Origin of the sequence: Gemmiger qucibialis (genome assembly GCF_027689445.1) — a bacterium.
Lineage (GTDB): Bacteria > Bacillota > Clostridia > Oscillospirales > Ruminococcaceae > Gemmiger > Gemmiger qucibialis.
This window is the reverse complement of the sequence record NZ_JAQFEN010000012.1, coordinates 46,085-64,525: the sequence shown is the minus strand read 5'-3', so window position 1 is coordinate 64,525 and position 18,441 is coordinate 46,085. Positions and strand designations below refer to the sequence as shown.

The following is an 18,441-nucleotide window of genomic DNA, read 5'->3' as shown; positions in this document are numbered from 1 at the left end:
GCATTATCGTTTTTATTCCGGGAAGGAGTTATTATAAATATGGAAAACAAAAAGTTTTACATCACAACACCCATCTATTACCCCAGCGATAAGCTGCACATTGGCCACAGCTATACCACCGTGGCCTGTGATGCACTGGCACGCTACAAGCGGATGCAGGGCTATGACGTCATGTTCCTGACGGGCACCGACGAGCACGGCCAGAAGATCCAGGATAAGGCCGCCGCCAAGGGTGTAACGCCGAAGGAATACGTGGATGCCATTGTGGCTACCGTCAAGGATCTGTGGAAGACCATGGACGTCAGCTATGACCGCTTTATCCGTACCACCGATGACTATCATGTCAAGAGTGTGCAGAAGATCTTTACCAAGCTGCATGACCAGGGTGATATCTACAAGAGCACCTATAAGGGCATGTACTGCAAGCCGTGCGAAAGCTTCTGGACTGAAGCCCAGCTGAAAGACGGCAAGTGCCCCGACTGCGGCGGCCCTGTCTATGAGGCAGAGGAGGAAGCCTACTTCTTCAAGACCAGCAAATACGCTGACCGCCTGCTGAAATATTATGACGAGCACCCGGATTTCATCCAGCCCGCTACCCGCAAAAACGAGATGATCGCCTTCATCAAGCAGGGCCTGCAGGATACCTGTGTATCCCGTACCAGCGTTTCCTGGGGCATCCAGGTTCCGTTTGACCCCAAGCACACCATCTATGTGTGGATCGATGCACTTTCCAACTACATCACCGCACTGGGCTATGATAACGATACCTACCACGACTTTGATAAGTACTGGCCCGCTGACATCCACATGGTCGGCAAGGAGATTCTGCGTTTCCACACCATCATCTGGCCTGCCATGCTGATGGCTCTGGATCTGCCCCTGCCCACCAAGGTGTTTGGCCATGGCTGGCTGCTGCTGAACGGCGGCAAAATGTCCAAGTCCAAGGGCAACGTGGTAGACCCCGTCAAGCTGTGCGACCGTTACGGCGTGGACGCTGTGCGTTACTTCCTGTTACGCGAAGTTCCGTTCGGCAACGATGGTGCTTTCACCAATGAAGCCCTGATCAACCGCATCAATACCGACCTGGCCAACGACTTGGGCAACCTGCTGTCCCGTTCGGTCGCTATGTGCGAAAAGTACTTTGGCGGTGCTGTGAGCGCCAACGGCCAGGCCGATGCCCTGGACGATGAGCTGAAAAGCCTGACTGCCGCCCTGCCCGGCAAGGTGGATGCCGCCATGGATGCTCTGGATGTACCCACTGCACTGATCGCCATTTTTGAGGTTGTGCAGCGCGCCAACAAGTATATTGACGAGACTGCCCCCTGGGTGCTGGCCAAGAGCGAGGAAACCAAGCCCCGCCTGGAAGCTGTTCTTTACAACCTGTGCGATGCCCTGCGCACCGTTACCGTGCTGATGCAGGCTTACCTGCCCAACACCGCACCCAAGATGGCCGAGCAGCTGGGTTTGAGCGACCTGAGCTATGCCGACCTGGCAAACCATCCGGCCGAATACCATGTGCACAAGGGCGAAGCCCTCTTCCCGCGCATTGACGTGAAGAAGGAAATCGAGTATCTGGAAGCTGAGGACGCCAAGCAGAAGGCTGCTGCCGAAGCCGCCGCTGCCCCCAAGGCCGAGGAAAAGAAAGAGGAAGCCGTTGCTGAAATCACCGACCATGAGCCGGAGATCAGCTTTGACGACTTCTGCAAGGTGGAGCTGCGCGTGGCCGAAGTGCGCGCTTGCGAAAACATGAAAGAAAGCAAGAAGCTGCTGCACCTGACCGTGTTTGACGGCGAGCGCGAGCGCTGCATCCTGTCCGGCATTGCCAAGTGGTATAAGCCGGAAGATCTGATCGGCAAAAAGATCGCCATTGTGGCCAACCTGGCACCCCGCCCGATGATGAAGGGCAAGTATACCAGCGAGGGCATGATCGTTGCCGCTGACACTGCTGACGGTGGCTGCGAGATCGCTTTCTACAGCGATAATGTGCCCACCGGAACGAGAGTACACTGAGGAAGGTAGGAGTTAGGAAGTAGGAGTTAGGAATTTTTGGGGCGCAAAGGCCGTTTTGAATTAGCAATTAGATTTGAAACTGCCAGATAGCCTAAATTAGGAAAAGTGTATCAGAAGATAAAACAAAATGGGAAGGCGTTTGGAACACTCAAATGGCTAATTCTGCATTGCTGATTACTAATTAACTCCCGCTTCCCCCAAAAATTATGACAAAATCTTCCTCTCCCTCTCGTTTGGATGCCTTTTTTGGCAACCCGGCGGCTGCGGTGGGCATGGCGGTGGTGTGCAATGTGCTGTGGGGGTCGGCGTTTCCGTTTATCAAAATGGGGTACCGGCTGTTTGCTATTGACGCTACCGATACCGCTTCCATCATGTGCTTTGCCGGTGTCCGCTTTATGCTCAGCGCGCTGCTGGTGTATGCCGGGGGCGCGGCGCTGCGGCGCGGGCCGCTGCCCATGCCAAAGGGCAAAAATCTGCTTTCCTGCTGCGGGCTGGGCCTGTGGCAGACTGCTGCACAGTATACCTTTTATTATTCCGCCGTTGCCCTGCTGACCGGGGCTATGGGCGGCATTCTGAACAGCACCCAGAGCTTTATGGGGGTTATCCTGGCACACTTTTTGTACGGCAAAGCCGACCGCATGACGCCGCGCAAAGCGATTGGCTGTGCGCTGGGGTTCAGCGGTGTGCTGGTGGCAACTCTTGGCAACCACGGCAGCGGCAGCCCGGCGGGCGTTGCCTATATGCTGATCGCTTCGGTGATTTTTGCACTGGCCGGGCCGTGGAACAAAGCCGTGACCCAAAAGGTGGATTCGTTCACTGTCTCCTGCCTGAACCTTGGGGTCGGCGGTGCGGCGCTGCTGGTCATCGGCCTTGTTCTGGGCGGCAGCCTGCACCCGCAAAGCTTTGGCGCTGTGCCGGTGCTGCTTTTCCTGGCATTTATCTCCGGTGCCGGTTATGTGATCTGGGCACTGCTGATGAAAAACAACCCTGTTTCCCGCATTGCCGTGTTCGGCCTGATCATTCCGATCATGAACGTTCTGCTCTCCGCCATCCTGAACGGCGAGCCCCTGTTCGAATGGCAATACCTCGCCGCCCTTGTGCTGGTGTGCGGGGGAATCTATTTGGTTAATAGGCCGGCAGCAGGGAAGAAAAAGGAAAATTAGGAATTAGAAATTAGTAATGAGAAATTAAGAACAATGTTTGGCAATTTCTAATTGCGAATTCCTCATTCAACGTAAGGGCAAAGCTATGACCAACATCTTCGATACCCACGCGCATTATTCGTCCCGGCAGTTTGATGCGGACCGGGATGCAGTGATGCGGGCGCTGGGGGAAGGCGGCGTGGTGGGCGTGCTGGAATGTGCAACGCATTCCGGCGATGCCGCTGCGGTGCTGGAACTGGCCCACAAATATCCTTTTGTACATGCCGCGCTGGGCATCCACCCCGAAAGCCTTGGCGAGGAGGACGCCGCCACTGTGGCCACTTACCACGGGGACTGGCGGGCCGAGCTTGCCGCCATGCGCCCCCTGTTTGATGACCCCGCTGTGATCGCGGTGGGGGAAATCGGGCTGGACCACCATTGGCCGCTGCCAGCGCAGGAACAGTACGACCTGTTTGAAGCGCAGCTGCAGCTGGCGCAGGAGCTGGACCTGCCGGTCTCGGTGCATGACCGCGAAGCCCACGCCGAAATGTATGAGCTGCTGCGCCAGTACCGCCCCCGCGGGGTGCTGCACTGTTACAGCGGCAGCGCTGAGGACGCCGCCTGGCTGACGGCGCAGGGCATGGCCCTTGGATTTGGCGGCGCTGTGACTTATAAAGGAGCCAAGCGCGCGGCCAAGGTGCTGGCCATGGTGCCGCACGAACTGGCTGTGCTGGAAACCGACTGCCCCTATATGTCCCCCGAACCGGTGCGCGGCACCCGCAACGACAGCCGGAACATTGCCCATGTGGCAGCCAAGATCGGCGAGATCTGGCAGATGGATGCCCAGAGCGTCCTGGATTTGACCGCTGAAAATGCAAAACGCATCTTCAATCAATAAGGCAGCGCTGCACCAAGCTGTGCAGCCTTTGCCGCAAACAATTTATCTGGAGGAATCACCATGAAAGCACGCATTCCCAAACACCGCGAATTTATCATCGACTTCCCGAAAGAGGTTTCTCAGGAAAAGGCAGACGAAGGCTGGGAGAAGCTGACCGCCCTGCTGGAAGATTACAAGAAGGCCCATAACGGCCAGAGCGTTTACTCCCCGACCTTCATCGAGGACCTGGAGCCCGCCGTGAAGGAACTGCAGGCAGAGTACGGCTTTACCTACACCGTTGAAACTGCAAAATAATTGCTGAACCCGCTGCGGTCCTTGTTGAATGCGAGGATCGCATTTTTGTTATGGCAACACCGCACAATTCCCGCCTTGCGGCTTAAACACCGCTCCGGCAGCTGCGGCACGGCATCTGCGTTGCCAAAATGCTCGATAATGTCGGGTTGCGGTACCCGCATCGTGCTTCGGGGGCAAAAGCCCCTCGCACTCTGCGACCGCTGCCCCTGCTTCGGTTCGCTGTTTCCGCCACTGGCGGCGCTCACCTTTGCAGCATCCAGTATTATCTGCGCTTTTGGCTTGGCATCTGCCGCACCTCGCTCGCCGTATCGGCACTTAGAATTATGCAGTATTGCCTTATAGAATTTATGGCAGGAAATCGTATTCTTCCTTATGGTTTCTACACAATTCAGCCGTAAACTGAATGTGTAGCAAACATAAGGAGGATGATGAGATGCTGCAAACAACACACAAAGGTCTGTCCGGCACGGCGCTCAAAACCATTGCGCTGGTACTGATGCTGATGGATCATATCCACTACTTTTTTGAGTTTACCGGATGCATCCCGGAATGGTTCAGCATGCTGGCGCGCCTGTCGGCACCGCTGTTTTTGTTCTGCACGGTGGAAGGCTTTGCCCATACGCATGACCGCAAGCGGTATTTCTTCCGTATCTGGTGCATCGGTGCGGGCATGGCGGCGGTGCAATTTTTCATGATCTATGCCAAGGCGTTCCGCCGCGGGGATGGCTTTTACCCGCAGAACGCGATCTTCCAGGATTTTGTTCTGCTCTGTGTGATCTGGCAGGGCATCGACTGGGTGCGCGCCAAAAAGTATGGGAAGGGCATTGCCGCTATCGCGGCAGTGGTCGGCTGGCCGTACCTGTTTGCTGCAGTGCTGGGAATGTTCCCGCAGCTTATGCAGAGGCCGATTGTCAGCACCGTGCTGGCGTTTGTCATCACCAGCCCGGTGCCCATGTGGACCAGCATCACGGACGGTGGTTGGGGCTACCTGGTTAGCGGCGTGCTGCTGTATCTGCTGCGGAACCACCGCAAAGCACAGGTAGCTGTGTGGGCACTGAACAGCTTTTTGTGGGATTTTGTGCTGGTGTACCTGCAGCTGCGCGGTCAGCCGGGGTTTGAACTTTCCCAGATGTTTACCACCTATTACGAATGGTTTGGCGTGGCCGCCGCGGTGCTGATGCTGGCTTACAACGGCACGCGCGGCAGCGGGCATAAACAGCTGTTTTATTGGTTCTACCCGGCCCATGTCTACCTGCTGTATGGGGTGTCCTGCCTGGTGTATCGCCTGATTGCATAAAAAGGAGGAAGATGTTATGGCGCATATTCTTGCGGTTGATGATGACCCGGATCTTTGCACACTGCTGAAAACGGCACTGGAACGGGACGGCCACGCGGTAGAAATCCGCACATCCGGCGTGACCGTGACGGAAAGCCTGTGCCGCTGGGCGGACTGCATCCTGCTGGATGTGATGATGCCCGGCGAGGATGGCTTTGCCACCTGCCGCCGCATCCGCGCCATAACGCAGGCACCGATTTTATTTTTGACTGCCCGCACCGATGAACAGTCGGTTCTGACCGGCCTTGGCATTGGGGCGGACGATTACCTGACCAAGCCGTTCCGCGTGGCGGAGCTGCGCGCCCGCGTGGCCGCCCACCTGCGGCGGCAGAACCGCGCCCCCGCCAGCCGCATGGTGCGCGGCGGAATCGGGTTCGACCTGGCGGCCAAAACCGCGATGGTGGGGGAGCAACCGCTGCCATTCACCCGGTCGGAATACGCAATCAGCGAGTATCTGGCCCTGCACGCGGGGCAGACGTTCAGCAAAGAACAGATATATGAAGCTGTTTTTGGCTATGATGGCACAGCGGACGATACGGCAGTGACCCAGCACATTAAAAATATCCGCGCCAAACTGCGCACAGCGGGCGTTGCCGCGCCGGAAACCGTACTGAAAACAATATGGGGAGTGGGCTACCAATGGAAAAGCGAAACCTGACCCCGCTGCGCAATGTGCTGGTGCGCTACCTTGTGGTGTGCGGCGGTGGAAGCATTGTGATCCTGCTGGTGTGGTGGGGGCTGTTTATGTCGCTTATACGCAATGGGTTTTTGCTGCCTCCCGTTACCGGGGCGCAGGTGTGCAGCGAAGCACGGGATTACGCCGCAACCGCCACCGTTGAAACCTTTGACCCCAACGCCATTGACCCGCTGTGCCGCTATGCCATCTTACAGGCCGGGACAGCGCATGTGCTGCAAACCAACATGACAGCCAGCCAGCTGAAAAAAGCGAGGAACATATTAACGGGCGGCAGGCAGTGGGTGGTGGCATCGTACCAATACTACCAATACGTGGTGGATATGGCGGATGGCGCACGCTGCATTTTGCAGTATGATTATTCGGTGCCCTATGCGGACCCGGCGCTGCGGGAAGTCCTGCCGGATTTCCAGACCATGTATATTCTGCTGCTGATTTTGCTGGAGGTGATATGGCTGGCGCTGTGTACCCACCGCACGGTGAAGGTGCTGGCAAGGGAGACCCGCAAACTGACCAAAGCCACCGCAGCAATCGCCGCCCAGCGCCCGGAAGAAATCGAGGTTTCCGGCGCTAAGGTGAGGGAGTTCGCCGAAACGTTGCGGGCTATGCAGACAATGGGCAGCCAACTGACAGCCAGCCTGCAAAGCCAGTGGAAGCTGGAACAGCAGCGCGCCGAGCAGACCGCCGCCCTGGCCCATGACCTGAAAACCCCGCTGGCGATCATAACCGGCAACGCCGACCTGCTGGCGGAGGATGAGAACCTGACCGAAGCCCAGAAAGCCCAGATTGCCGCCATGCAGCGCGCCGCGGAAAAAGCGGACCGCTACCTGCAAACCCTGCGCACCGTCAACACCGCCGAAACCAGCCCGCAGGAGCCGATGCAGCGGGTGCAGGTGCAGGAAATTCTGACACGGTGCGCTAATGATGCCAAATTGTTGTGCGAAAATAAAAGTATACAATTTGTACTAAACAACGCAATGGAAAACGCCCGAACCATCCCCGCACAAAGGCAGGCACTGGGCCGGGCACTGGATAATATTTTAGAAAACGCCGTTCGCTTTACCCCCGCTGGCGGAACCATCACGCTGGATGCTGTGGAAGAGGGACAGGAAATTGTTTTCACTGTAACGGATACCGGGCCGGGATTCAGCCCGGAAGCCCTGCAGAAAGCGGGCCGGGAACTCTTCACCACCGATGCCGCCCGCGGCCAGCACTGGGGCCTTGGCCTTGCTGCCGCCCGCCGCACCGCCCAAACCCATAACGGCACCCTAACCGTAAGCAACGGGGAGAACGGGGGAGGAAAAGTGGAATTGAGAGTTAGGAGGTAGGAGTGAGGAGTTTTTTGGGTCGCAGATACCGTTAAAGGTTGGCCAAAATATATAAATTAAAATGTAGGGAACGTTCTTGACCGTTCCGTTGCCTTGGCAAACATCCCATGTGAGGAGATGATTTTGAGGTTCCGGAACGGTCAAGACCGTTCCCTACAGATATTTTAGGCAATACCGCATAATTCTAAGTGCCGATACGGCGAGCGAGGTGCGGCAGATGCCAAGCCAAAAGCGCAGATAATACTGGATGCTGCAAAGGTGAGCGCCGCCAGTGGCGGAAACAGCGAACCGAAGCAGGGGCAGCGGTCGCAGAGTGCGAGGGGCTTTTGCCCCCGAAGCACGATGCGGGTACCGCAACCCGACATTATCGAGCATTTTGGCAACGCAGATGCCGTGCCGCAGCTGCCGGAGCGGTGCTTAAGCCGTAAGGCAGGAATTGTGCGGTGTTGCCTTTATAATGTTAATTGCAAAACCTAAAACCGCCGCAATAGCTCCTCCCTCCTAACTTATTTTCTCGTCTCGGTCCAGTACTCTCCCATGCTTGCTCCCGGCTGGCCGGTGCATTCATTGGAGAGATAATGGGTCAGGGCATCGTCGGCGGGGGTCCAGGCGCGTGCGGTGGGTTCATCGGGGTATTCCACTTCGGCATACATAAAATGGCTGGGCAGCCCGGCGTCCACATCGTTCACTTCCAGCTTCAGGCCGTTCTTCAGGGCATAGGTGCGGCGCTCCTTGGCAATCAGCGGTTTGCCAATCAGACGTTCCAGCTTTTCAAACAGCTCCGGCGTGATCTCGGTTTCAATCTCTTCCCTCATCAGGCCGGTTTTGTCTGGTGCGCCCTTAAAGCAGAGCACCAGCGCGGTGCGGCCGCCCTGCAATGCTTCGCGCCGGATGCGCACTGTGGGGCGCACGCTGATGTACCCTTGGTCCATGCGGTAAGTTTCCAGCAGGGGAAGCCCCTGGGGCCAGCCCTGCACCATCCATTTGCGTTCAATTTCCATGGTGTTCACCTTGCTCTTTCCTGATTTCTACCCGGAATGTCGTGCTATCCTGCCCAGATTCCGCCCGGATAGCGGCGTGGTGTGCCTGGCAGATGCTTTGTGCAATCGCCAGCCCCAGCCCGGTTCCGCTGCCGTTCTGGGCATAATCCAGCCCATCTGTTCCGGTATATACCACATCGGCCAGGCGGGATTCGTCCGCTACAATCAGGATATTCACCGGCAAATCTCCTTCGGCTTTCTTCAATTTATAGATACAGTATACCACAATTAGCTGAAAATAGGCTGAAAAAATGCGGCAGGTTTTGCGCCTGCCGCATTTTTGCCGCAAAATCTGCGAAATTCCGCAGCGGTTTTATTCTTCTTCCAGGATCTCTGCGGCAACCTCTGCACGGTCGCGGCGGGTATCCATGGCGGTCTTTTCAATCATGCGGTGGGCTTCCGCTTCGCTCATGCCCTTGTGCTCGATCAGATAGCACTTGGCACGGTCCACCAGCCGGATCTGGGCAATCTTATCCCGCAGTTTGTCGTTTTCCTGCCGCAGATAATCCAGGCGGCGGCAGCAGGCGGCGGCCATCTGAACGGCCTGGCGGAACTGCACCCCGGTAAAGGGCTTTGCCAACACCAACACACCGTGCTGCTGCAATTTATCGGAAATCTGGTCTGCGGTGCCCGCCTTGGCAAGCAGAATGACACCGGCGTTTGATTTTTCTACCGCATAGGTCGAAAGTTCGTGGCCAAACTCGTCCGGCAGGGGGGTGTTGATGATCACGACCTCGAAATCAATATCCCCCATGCGGCGGCGGGCTTCGCCGCCGCTGGCCACAATGGTGGGGCGCAGGTAACCCAGCTCCGCTACATGCTTTGCCAGGTATTCATTTGCGTTGTTCCCCGCAGAGGCAATCAAAGCTGAAGGCACAAACACATCACCGCCCATCTGTTAAATTACAAAATCTGCCCTGCTTTGGGAAACATCAAATCTTCAAAAAGCAGTTTTCACGCTCCCATGCCTGGGGGTCGGGGGCACTTTCGTAACCATGGCACAACTGGGTCTGGTATTCAAAGTATTTGTTCATCAGCGGCACAGGCAGCTCTTTGGCGATAAAGTCACTCTGTGCGGCAATGGTGATGGCTTCGCGCAGACTTTCGGGCAGGCTTTCCAGCCCTTCGGCGGCGCTCTTGTGGAACAGATTGCGGTTGACCGGAGCGGGCAGCGGCATCTTTTTTTCAATGCCGTCGAGCCCGGCGGCCAGAATCAGGCCAATGACCAGATATGGGTTGCAGGAGGGATCGGGGCTGCGCAGCTCCAGGCGGCAGAATTCGCCGGTGGCGGAAGGCAGGCGCACCAGCTGGCTGCGGTTCTGGCGGCTCCAGCTCACATACTTGGGGGCTTCGCAGCTGCCAAACCGTGTGTAAGAGTTGGGAATCGGGTTGCAGAAGCAGGTCAGTTCCCGCGCGTGGGCAAGGATACCGGCAATAAAATGTCCGGCCTCGCTGTCGGGGGCAATGTCGCCCTGGAACAGGTTTTTGCCGTCCCGGTGGATGGAAACATTCACATGCATGCCGCTGCCGGCCTGGTCCTGCATGGGCTTGGGCATAAAGCTGGCAAACAGGCCGTTGCGGTCCGCAATAGCTTTGACGGTGCTTTTGAAGGTGTTCAGGTTATCGGCCGATTTGAGCGCGGTGGAATACATAAAGTCCACTTCGTTCTGGCCAAAGCCGCTTTCGTGGTGGCTGTGCTGGGGGCGCAGGCCCATATCCTCCATGGCAAAGCAGATCTCGCGGCGGATGTTCTCGGCCTTGTCCAGAGGGGCAATGTCAAAGTAGCCGCCGTGGTCCATCGGGATGCGGGTGGGGTTGCCGTGCTCGTCGGTCTGGAACAGATAGAACTCACATTCGCAGCCCACATCGCAGCGCAGGCCCATGGCCTTGGCACGCTTGACCACCGATTGCAGGTACCCGCGGCTGTTGCCGGCAAAGGGGCGGCCATTGGGCAGGGTGATATCGCAGTACATGCGCATCACACGGCCCTCGGTGGGGCGCCAGGGCAGAATGGTCATTGTGTCCGGGTCCGGCCAAAGCACAAGGTCGCTCTCCTCAGTGTTCATAAACCCGGCAATGGAGCTGCCGTCAAAGCAGACACCCTGCTCGAAGGCATAGGGAAGGTCCCCGGCAAAGACAGAGATGTTTTTTTGATTGCCGAAAATATCGCAGAACGCCAGACGTACAAATTTTACGTCGTTATCTTCGACATAGTTCAGGATATCCTGTGCAGTATGCTTCATGGTGGAATCCTCCAAATTTAGGCTGCAGATTTGGCAGAGAGGGGGGAGAAGTTAGGAGGTAGGAGTGAGGAGTTGATGCAATTAGGAATTAGGGCAATACCGCATAATTCTAAGTGCCGATACGGCAAGCGAGGTGCGGCAGATGCTAAGCCAAAAGCGCAGATAATACTGGATGTCTTATCGAGCATTTTGGCAACGCAGATGCCGTGCCGCAGCTGCCGGAGCGGTGCTTAAGCCGCAAGGCGGGAATTGTGCGGTGTTGCCTTAGCAATTAGAAATTCCGTAGGGGCGCACATTGTGCGCCCGTTGCCTTTTGGTTAATCCCATTATAGCATATGGAGCAAAGTTCCGGTATGGTCGATAGGGCGGGACGAGTGCCGGGAGTTTATTCAGCATTGAACCCAATAAACTCCTAACTCCTCCCTCCTAACTCCTAACTTTCAACTGACTCCTACCTAAACTCGAAAGGCCCACCTCGCGGCGGGCCTTTCGAGCTGGTGTAAGAAATAGGAAAAGGAGAATGGCGTGTTAAAAAGCCGTGCCCGGCATTTTGTGCAAAGCACAAACCCTTGCTGCCGGGGGCTTTTTGGGTCACTGCTTACTCAGTGTAAAACAGCATACGGCTGTAGCACGGCAGCGGCCAGTAATCCTCATCGACAAGCTCTTCAGCAGCGTCAGCGGCGGCGCGCAGGGTATCCATGGCGGGCAGAACCTCATCATGGAAGGCATGGGCCTTAGCGGTCTCATCGTCCAGGGCGCTGACCTTATCGGTCACAGCCTTCAGAGCGTCGGTTGCATCAGACATCTCGTCAGTGTATTTGGAAAGTGCAGTCAACAGCTTTGCTTCGGACTTGGTGGAGATGCCTTCCACAGCAGCGGTCTTGGCTGCGGCGGTGCTGGCAACTTCGCCCATATAGCTGGTGGCGGCAGGAATCAGCTGCTTGGATGCGATCTTGAGCATGGTGCGGGCTTCGATGTTGATAATCTTGGAGTAGTGCTCCATCTCAACTTCGTAACGGCTCAGCATTTCGGTCTTGGTCAGAACGCCGAACTCTTCCATCAGGGAGATGTTCTTCTCTTCCTTCAGGGCGACCATGGCATCGGGGGTGCACTTGCGGTTGGGCAGGCCACGGCGGGCAGCCTCAGCTTCCCAGGCTTCGGAATAACCGTTGCCGTTGAAGATCACACGGCGGTGGTCGTTCAGGGTCTTCTTGACCCAGGCGGCGGCAGCGCACTCAAAGTCAGCAGCGCCCTCCACATCGGCAACAAACTGCTTCAGCTCTTTGGCAACAGCAGTGTTCAGGATGGTGTTGGCATCGCTCAGGTTCTCAGCGGAACCGGGCATACGGAACTCGAACTTGTTGCCGGTAAAGGCGAACGGAGAAGTACGGTTACGGTCGGTGGTGTCCTTGCTGAACTTGGGCAGAACATCAACGCCAAGGTCCATCTTCATCTTAACAGGGCCGGCATAGGGGCTGTCGGTGCAGACAGCATCGATAACAGCTTCCAGCTCTTCGCCGACAAAGATGGAGATGATGGCCGGGGGTGCCTCGTTAGCGCCCAGGCGGTGGTCATTGCCGGGGGTGGCAACAGAGGTACGCAGCAGGTCAGCGTATTCATCAACTGCCTTGATAACGGCGGTCAGGAAGACCATAAACTGCAGGTTTTCCATCGGGGTATCGCCGGGATCCAGCAGGTTTTCGCTCTTGGTGCTGATGGACCAGTTGTTGTGCTTGCCGGAACCGTTAACGCCCTCGAACGGCTTTTCGTGCTGCAGGCAGACCAGGCCGTGCTTATCGGCAATCTTCTTCATCATTTCCATGGTCAGAAGGTTGTGGTCGATGGCAACGTTGGTGGTATCGTAAATGGGGGCGAGCTCATGCTGGCAGGGGGCAACTTCGTTGTGCTTGGTCTTTGCGGGGATGCCCAGCTTCCACAGCTCGGTGTCCAGATCCTTCATAAAGTCGGAGACAATGGGGCGGATCACACCAAAGTAGTGCTCTTCCAGTTCCTGGCCCTTGGACGGTGCAGAGCCAAACAGGGTGCGGCCGGTCAGAACCAGGTCCAGGCGCTTGTTGTAATCCTCTTTGCGGATCAGGAAGTACTCCTGCTCCGGGCCAACGGTGGTGGCAACGCGCTCAACATCCTTGCCGAACAGGTGCAGTACCTTGCAGGCCTGGTCGCTGATGGCCTGCATGGAACGCAGCAGCGGGGTCTTTTTATCCAGTGCTTCGCCGGTGTAAGAGCAGAATGCAGTGGGGATGCACAGCACGTCATCTTTTACAAAAGCATAGCTGGTGGGGTCCCATGCGGTGTAGCCGCGGGCTTCACAGGTGGCGCGCAGGCCGCCGGAAGGGAAGGAGGAAGCATCTGGTTCGCCTTTGATGAGTTCCTTGCCGGAAAACTCCATGATGGCGGTGCCGTCCGGCTGGGGGCTGACAAAACCATCGTGCTTTTCACTGGTGATGCCGGTCAGGGGCTGGAACCAGTGGGTGTAATGGGTAGCGCCCTGTTCAATTGCCCAGCGTTTCATCACGCTGGCCACAACATTGGCTACTTCCAGGTCAAGGGCCTGACCCTTTTCAATGGTTGCCTTCAGGCTCTTGTAGGTCGAGCTGGGCAGACGCTCACGCATTTCGTGCTCGTTGAAGACTTTGCTGCCGTACAGTTCCATAACGGTTGCTGCCATACTTACCGAACTCCTTTTCCTCTGTGGTATCATCACGCAAATAAGTCGGACTTTTTATAAAACAAAAGGCACTGCGAACAGGATTTGTGTTCGCAGCGCCCTTGCTGTCTATGTGCTTATTATACGGGCCAAACGCAAAAAAAGCAACTGGCAGAAATGACAAACCGGATTGGCGTTTGCCTTGATGTTTTAGGAAAAATGCTTGTATTGGGGGATGGAGCCATCCAACCCCCAATGCGGCCTAATAAAATAAACCGGGCCGCCAACCCCGCTTGGGGGCGACAAGCCCGGTATAGTTTAGACAGTTAAACGTGTGCTGCGTTCTTTTGGCTTTTGCGGTACAGCACAACAGTGGCTGCAATGCCCAGCAGGCTGATGCAGTCCGCCGCGCGCCAGAACCACATTCCAGTCCAGCGCACCTGTACGCTACCCTGCCAGCCGGGAGCCAGGGTAACGGTCAGGTAACCGTTCTTGTGGGTCAGTGCGGCTCCGTCCGCAGCGGTCATATGGTAGCCGGGGTAGTAGAATAGCGGCAGCCGGATGGATGCTTCGGTATCGCCGGTGTTCTGCGCCGCCAGCTGAATGGTCAGGCCGTTTTTGGTGTACTCTGTCAACTCTACGCCGTCGTCCGCTTCGGGGGTCAGGCGGCCCCAGACGCTGTCATCGGTGGTGGTGTCCTCGGTGGGCAGGTATTCGCCGCCACCCACCTGACCGGGCAGGTCATCCACCGCGGCAAGGCTCATGTAGGTAACGGCTTCGCTGGTGGTGCATTTGTCATACATCAGGTACCCGGCGGGGATGATGGTCAGCGCCAGCAGGACGGCGGCCATTGCCTTGGCGGCTTCGGGCCGGACTTTGCGGTACAGTACCACCACACAGCAGGCGCACACGACCAGCAGCATGGTGGCCGGGGTGAAGAACCGCCAGGCAAACTGCAACTTCCCAAGAGTCTTGCTCAGTGCCTGCAATGGTTCGCAACGGAACAGCGCGTACCAGGGGCAAAGGTCGCTGGCGCACCAGGCGGCCAGCAGGCCAAAGCCCAGTGTCAGGCTGCCAATGCGCGCGGCATCGCGGCTGCTTTTGCGCACGGCGGGGTCCAGCACAGCCAGCAGGAAGAAGAATGCACCCGCGGCCAGTGCCAGGCCCAGCGTCTGCGGCATTTCGCCCGCAATGCCGCTCTGGATGCTCTCCGCCACGCCGCTGCTCTGGCCGAACATCAAAAACATCTGGCCCAGGTAAACGGAGCTGTCGTACAGGTAGGCGGCATCATACTTGCCGCTGATGCGGCACACCCCCTGCACCATGTATTGCAGCAGCGGCACCATAAACCACAGGTTCCACACAATGGCGGCCCCGGCGGCTTTGCACAGAGCGGGCAGCACCGGGCGGGTGAAGGTCTTTTTGAAATACAGCAGGCAGAAGGCGGCGGTAAAGAACACCGCAAGTTCGGTTGTCAGCAGATGGCTCTGCAGCAGGCCGGTAAAGCCCAGGGCAAAGGGCAGCCAGCACCAGGGCTCGGCCTTTTTGCCATCGGCAGGGGATTGGCGATAAATCCGCCACAGCCCGTACACGACCAGCGGCAGGAACGCCATGGCGGTATATTCGCCCACTGCAGCGCGCACAAACACGTTGGTCAGCCGGTAGAACGAAAGGGTGTACAACGCGGTGCCAAGCAGCGCGGCACAATCGCTGCGGAACATTTTGCGCAGGGCATAAAACGTAATGCCCACGGTGGCCGCTGTGATGGATGCAACGTAAACTTTGTAGCTGGTTTGCAGGCTGAAACCCAGAATGCGCAGCACCGCAGCCGGGTACAGGAACACATCGGAGTACATCAGGCTGAACGGATAGCCTTTTTCGTTGATGATGGCCGGGTCCATGCGCACGGGGAACTGCCCGGCCAGCAGCCCGGCTTTCAGCCCCTCAATGCGGGAAAGGTGGATGGAAAGGTCGTGCCCGTACGTCAGGTAGCCGAGCCCCAGCGGCAGGCAGGCAAACACGCCGATGCCCACCAGCGCCATGGCGATATACCGCCCGCGCAGGGTATGGATGGGAAATTTGACCCGGCGGGTCAGCAACAGGATCATCCAGTCCAGTACGGCGCAGAACACAAGCCCCGTCAGCAGCCGCACATACGCCCACGCGTGGGTGGGTACGATCTGTGCGCCGGTAATGTAGATGACCTGGTTTTTGCCGCAGTCTGCGGTAAACTGCAGCTGTGCGGTTTCGCAGCCGTAGGGCATCCACAGGCTGAACACCGTGCGGGTGCGCTCAGCGGGCAGCTTGGCGGCATCGTACTGCGCGGTGGGCATGATCTCATCCAGAAAGCTGACCTCACCGTCCTCGCCGTCATTCACATAGTTGATGCAAACCTGGTAGCTGCCGCGCGGCAGGTCGATCCAGCGGGTGGTGGCAAACAGGCCGGTAAAGTTTTCCACGCGGGCGCCGCGGTCATCATTGGTACATTCCTCCGCGTAGGGAATGATCAGGTCCGGCGTAATATCAATCACGCCGCCTGTGCGGAAATCCCCCACAAAACGCAGCGCCAACACCATAAATTCCACCAGAACCAGCAGCAGGACCAACCCGTTCTGGCGGCTGAAAATTTTTTTGAGCTTTTGCAAACAAGCACGCTCCCTTCTCAACATGATCTTAAGGCAACACCACACAATTCCCGCCTTACGGCTTAAGCACCGCTCCGGCGGCTGCGGCACGGCATCTGCGTTGCCAAAATGCTCGATAAGACATCCAGTATTATCTGCGCTTTTGGCTTAGCATCTGCCGCACCTCGCTCGCCGTATCGGCACTTAAAATTGTGCGGTATTGCCTTAAATACTATCTTATTTATTATAGGGGATTGTACGATGGTGCGCAAGAGAATTTGCACCAAACAGGAAAAAAGACTCTTGCTTTTAGAAATAAAAGTGATGTATAATAAAGCGTCCATTTATTTGTGGTAGTTGTGGAGAGGATGGTATATATGGCGACAAAGTACGTTTTTGTTACTGGCGGCGTGGTCTCCGGCTTGGGCAAGGGCATCACAGCAGCCAGCCTGGGCCGTTTGCTGAAAACCCGCGGCCTGAAGGTGGCTTCTCAAAAGCTGGATCCTTATATCAACGTGGATCCCGGCACCATGAGCCCGCTACAGCACGGCGAGGTGTTCGTGACGGATGACGGAACCGAAACCGACCTGGATCTGGGTCATTATGAGCGCTTTATTGATGAAAACCTGAACAAGTACTCGAACCTGACGACGGGCAAGGTCTATTGGAACGTGCTGAACAAGGAACGCCAGGGCGCTTATTTGGGCCAGACGGTGCAGATCATTCCCCACATTACCAACGAAATCAAGAGCTATATCTACAATCTTGCCAAAAGCACCGAAGCCGATGTTGTCATCACTGAAATCGGCGGTACCACCGGTGATATTGAGAGCCAGCCTTTCCTGGAGGCCATCCGCCAGGTTGGCATTGAGCAGGGCATGGAAAACTGCTGCTACATCCATGTGGTTCTGGTGCCCTATATTTCCGGCTCGGACGAATATAAATCCAAGCCCGCCCAGCATTCCTGCAAGGAACTGCAGGGCATGGGCATCGCCCCCAACGTCATCGTGCTGCGTGCCGATGGCCGCGTTGGCAGCGATATCAAGCGCAAGATCAGCATGTTCTGCAATGTGCGCCCTGATTGCGTGATTGAAAACCTGACCATGCCCAGCCTGTACGAGTGCCCGCTGATGCTGGAAGCTGCCGGCCTGACCAACGTTGTTTGCCGTCAGCTGCACTTGGAAACTCCGGCCAGCGACCTGACCGAGTGGAAAGAGCTGATCTCCCGCATTGCCACCCGCAGCAAGACCTGCACCATTGCCCTGGTTGGCAAATATGTCAAACTGCATGACGCATACCTGAGTGTAATGGAGTCCCTGTATCACGCCGGCTTTGAGAATGAGTCCAAAGTGGAGATCCACTGGGTGGACAGCGAAAACCTGCTGGATCAGGAGCGCTGCGCTGAAGAGCTTTCCGGTGTGGATGGCATCATCCTGCCCGGCGGCTTTGGCGACCGCGGCATTGAGGGCATGATCCAGGCCGCCCGCTATGCACGGGAACAGAACATCCCGTATTTTGGCATCTGCTTGGGTATGCAGATTATGGTTATGGAATATGCCCGCGATGTGCTGGGCTATGCCGATGCCAACTCCAGCGAGTTTACGCCGGACGGCGAGCACAATGTTATTGCTCTGATGCCGGACCAGCAGGGGAACATCCCGAAGGGCGGCACCATGCGCCTGGGCAAGTACCCCTGCATTACCGCCGAGGGCACCAAGCTGCGTGAGTGCTATGGCAAAGAAGAAATTGACGAACGCCACCGCCACCGCTATGAGTTCAACAACGACTACCGTACAGAGATGCAGAACCACGGCCTTGTGATCTCCGGTACCAGCCCGGATGGCCGCCTGGTGGAAGCTGTTGAGCTGCCCGGCCGTGATTTCCATGTGGGCGTACAGTTCCACCCCGAATTCAAGAGCCGCCCCAACCGCGCACATCCCCTGTTCAAGGGCTTTATCGCTGCTGCGCTCAAGTACCAGCAGGAGCACACCATCACGGACCATCAGCCGATGGCAGATTGATCGGCATCCTGACACCATAAATACCACAAGGCACCGAACCTGTAATTGGCCCGGTGCCTTGTTTTTATGTGTTAAGGCAACACCGCACAATTCCCGCCTTGCGGCTTAAGCACCGCTCCGGCAGCTGCGGCACGGCATCTGCG

At 56.9% G+C, this 18,441-nt stretch carries 14 protein-coding genes; 8 read left to right on the top strand and 6 right to left on the bottom strand.

Annotation, left to right across the window (positions count from 1 at the left end):
- Window positions 1–39 precede the first annotated feature (39 nt).
- The 7 genes from metG to PG062_RS13390 all read left to right on the top strand — a co-directional run bounded on the left by metG (window position 40) and on the right by PG062_RS13390 (window position 7,702).
- Window positions 40–2,010, top strand: a complete 1,971-nt coding sequence (gene metG, locus PG062_RS13420) for a methionine--tRNA ligase (protein ID WP_114000462.1) — start codon at window positions 40–42, stop codon at window positions 2,008–2,010.
- Between the two features lie 206 nt (window positions 2,011–2,216).
- Window positions 2,217–3,173, top strand: coding sequence for a DMT family transporter (locus tag PG062_RS13415; RefSeq protein WP_114000463.1), 957 nt, complete (start codon window positions 2,217–2,219; stop codon window positions 3,171–3,173).
- Window positions 3,174–3,258: 85 nt separating this feature from the next.
- Window positions 3,259–4,050 (top strand): TatD family hydrolase, encoded by a 792-nt coding sequence (locus PG062_RS13410; RefSeq protein WP_114000464.1) that lies wholly within the window; start codon window positions 3,259–3,261, stop codon window positions 4,048–4,050.
- Between the two features lie 60 nt (window positions 4,051–4,110).
- Complete coding sequence (locus PG062_RS13405) at window positions 4,111–4,344, top strand: methylenetetrahydrofolate dehydrogenase (protein WP_114000465.1); 234 nt, start codon at window positions 4,111–4,113, stop codon at window positions 4,342–4,344.
- Between the two features lie 433 nt (window positions 4,345–4,777).
- Window positions 4,778–5,641, top strand: coding sequence for a TraX family protein (locus PG062_RS13400; protein ID WP_270752627.1), 864 nt, complete (start codon window positions 4,778–4,780; stop codon window positions 5,639–5,641).
- 16 nt (window positions 5,642–5,657) lie between these two features.
- Window positions 5,658–6,338 (top strand): response regulator transcription factor, encoded by a 681-nt coding sequence (locus PG062_RS13395; protein ID WP_114000467.1) that lies wholly within the window; start codon window positions 5,658–5,660, stop codon window positions 6,336–6,338.
- The gene (locus PG062_RS13390; protein ID WP_270752626.1) at window positions 6,320–7,702 is read left to right on the top strand and encodes a sensor histidine kinase; all 1,383 of its coding nucleotides are present in this window, start codon (window positions 6,320–6,322) and stop codon (window positions 7,700–7,702) included. Before PG062_RS13395 ends, PG062_RS13390 begins: the two co-directional genes overlap by 19 nt.
- Before the next feature lie 506 nt (window positions 7,703–8,208).
- Here PG062_RS13390 and PG062_RS13385 read toward each other — a convergent pair.
- The 6 genes from PG062_RS13385 to PG062_RS13360 all read right to left on the bottom strand — a co-directional run bounded on the left by PG062_RS13385 (window position 8,209) and on the right by PG062_RS13360 (window position 16,298).
- Window positions 8,209–8,703: a CYTH domain-containing protein gene (locus PG062_RS13385; RefSeq protein WP_114000469.1), complete on the bottom strand. Its 495-nt coding sequence runs from the start codon at window positions 8,701–8,703 to the stop codon at window positions 8,209–8,211.
- Complete coding sequence (locus PG062_RS13380; protein ID WP_270752625.1) at window positions 8,693–8,920, bottom strand: ATP-binding protein; 228 nt, start codon at window positions 8,918–8,920, stop codon at window positions 8,693–8,695. Before PG062_RS13380 ends, PG062_RS13385 begins: the two co-directional genes overlap by 11 nt.
- A gap of 135 nt (window positions 8,921–9,055) precedes the next feature.
- On the bottom strand, window positions 9,056–9,637 hold the full coding sequence (locus tag PG062_RS13375) for an ANTAR domain-containing response regulator (protein WP_270752624.1): 582 nt from the start codon (window positions 9,635–9,637) through the stop codon (window positions 9,056–9,058).
- Window positions 9,638–9,674: 37 nt separating this feature from the next.
- Entirely contained in the window at window positions 9,675–10,985 is a 1,311-nt protein-coding gene (locus tag PG062_RS13370) for a glutamine synthetase family protein (protein ID WP_114000471.1), read from the bottom strand.
- A 598-nt stretch (window positions 10,986–11,583) separates the two neighbouring features.
- Window positions 11,584–13,674, bottom strand: a complete 2,091-nt coding sequence (locus PG062_RS13365; RefSeq protein WP_270752623.1) for a glutamine synthetase III family protein — start codon at window positions 13,672–13,674, stop codon at window positions 11,584–11,586.
- Between the two features lie 305 nt (window positions 13,675–13,979).
- Window positions 13,980–16,298, bottom strand: a complete 2,319-nt coding sequence (locus tag PG062_RS13360; protein ID WP_270752622.1) for a putative glycosyltransferase family protein — start codon at window positions 16,296–16,298, stop codon at window positions 13,980–13,982.
- A gap of 356 nt (window positions 16,299–16,654) precedes the next feature.
- Here PG062_RS13360 and pyrG point away from each other — a divergent pair, with 356 nt between their 5' ends.
- Window positions 16,655–18,298 (top strand): CTP synthase, encoded by a 1,644-nt coding sequence (gene pyrG, locus PG062_RS13355; protein ID WP_270752621.1) that lies wholly within the window; start codon window positions 16,655–16,657, stop codon window positions 18,296–18,298.
- Window positions 18,299–18,441 lie beyond the last annotated feature (143 nt).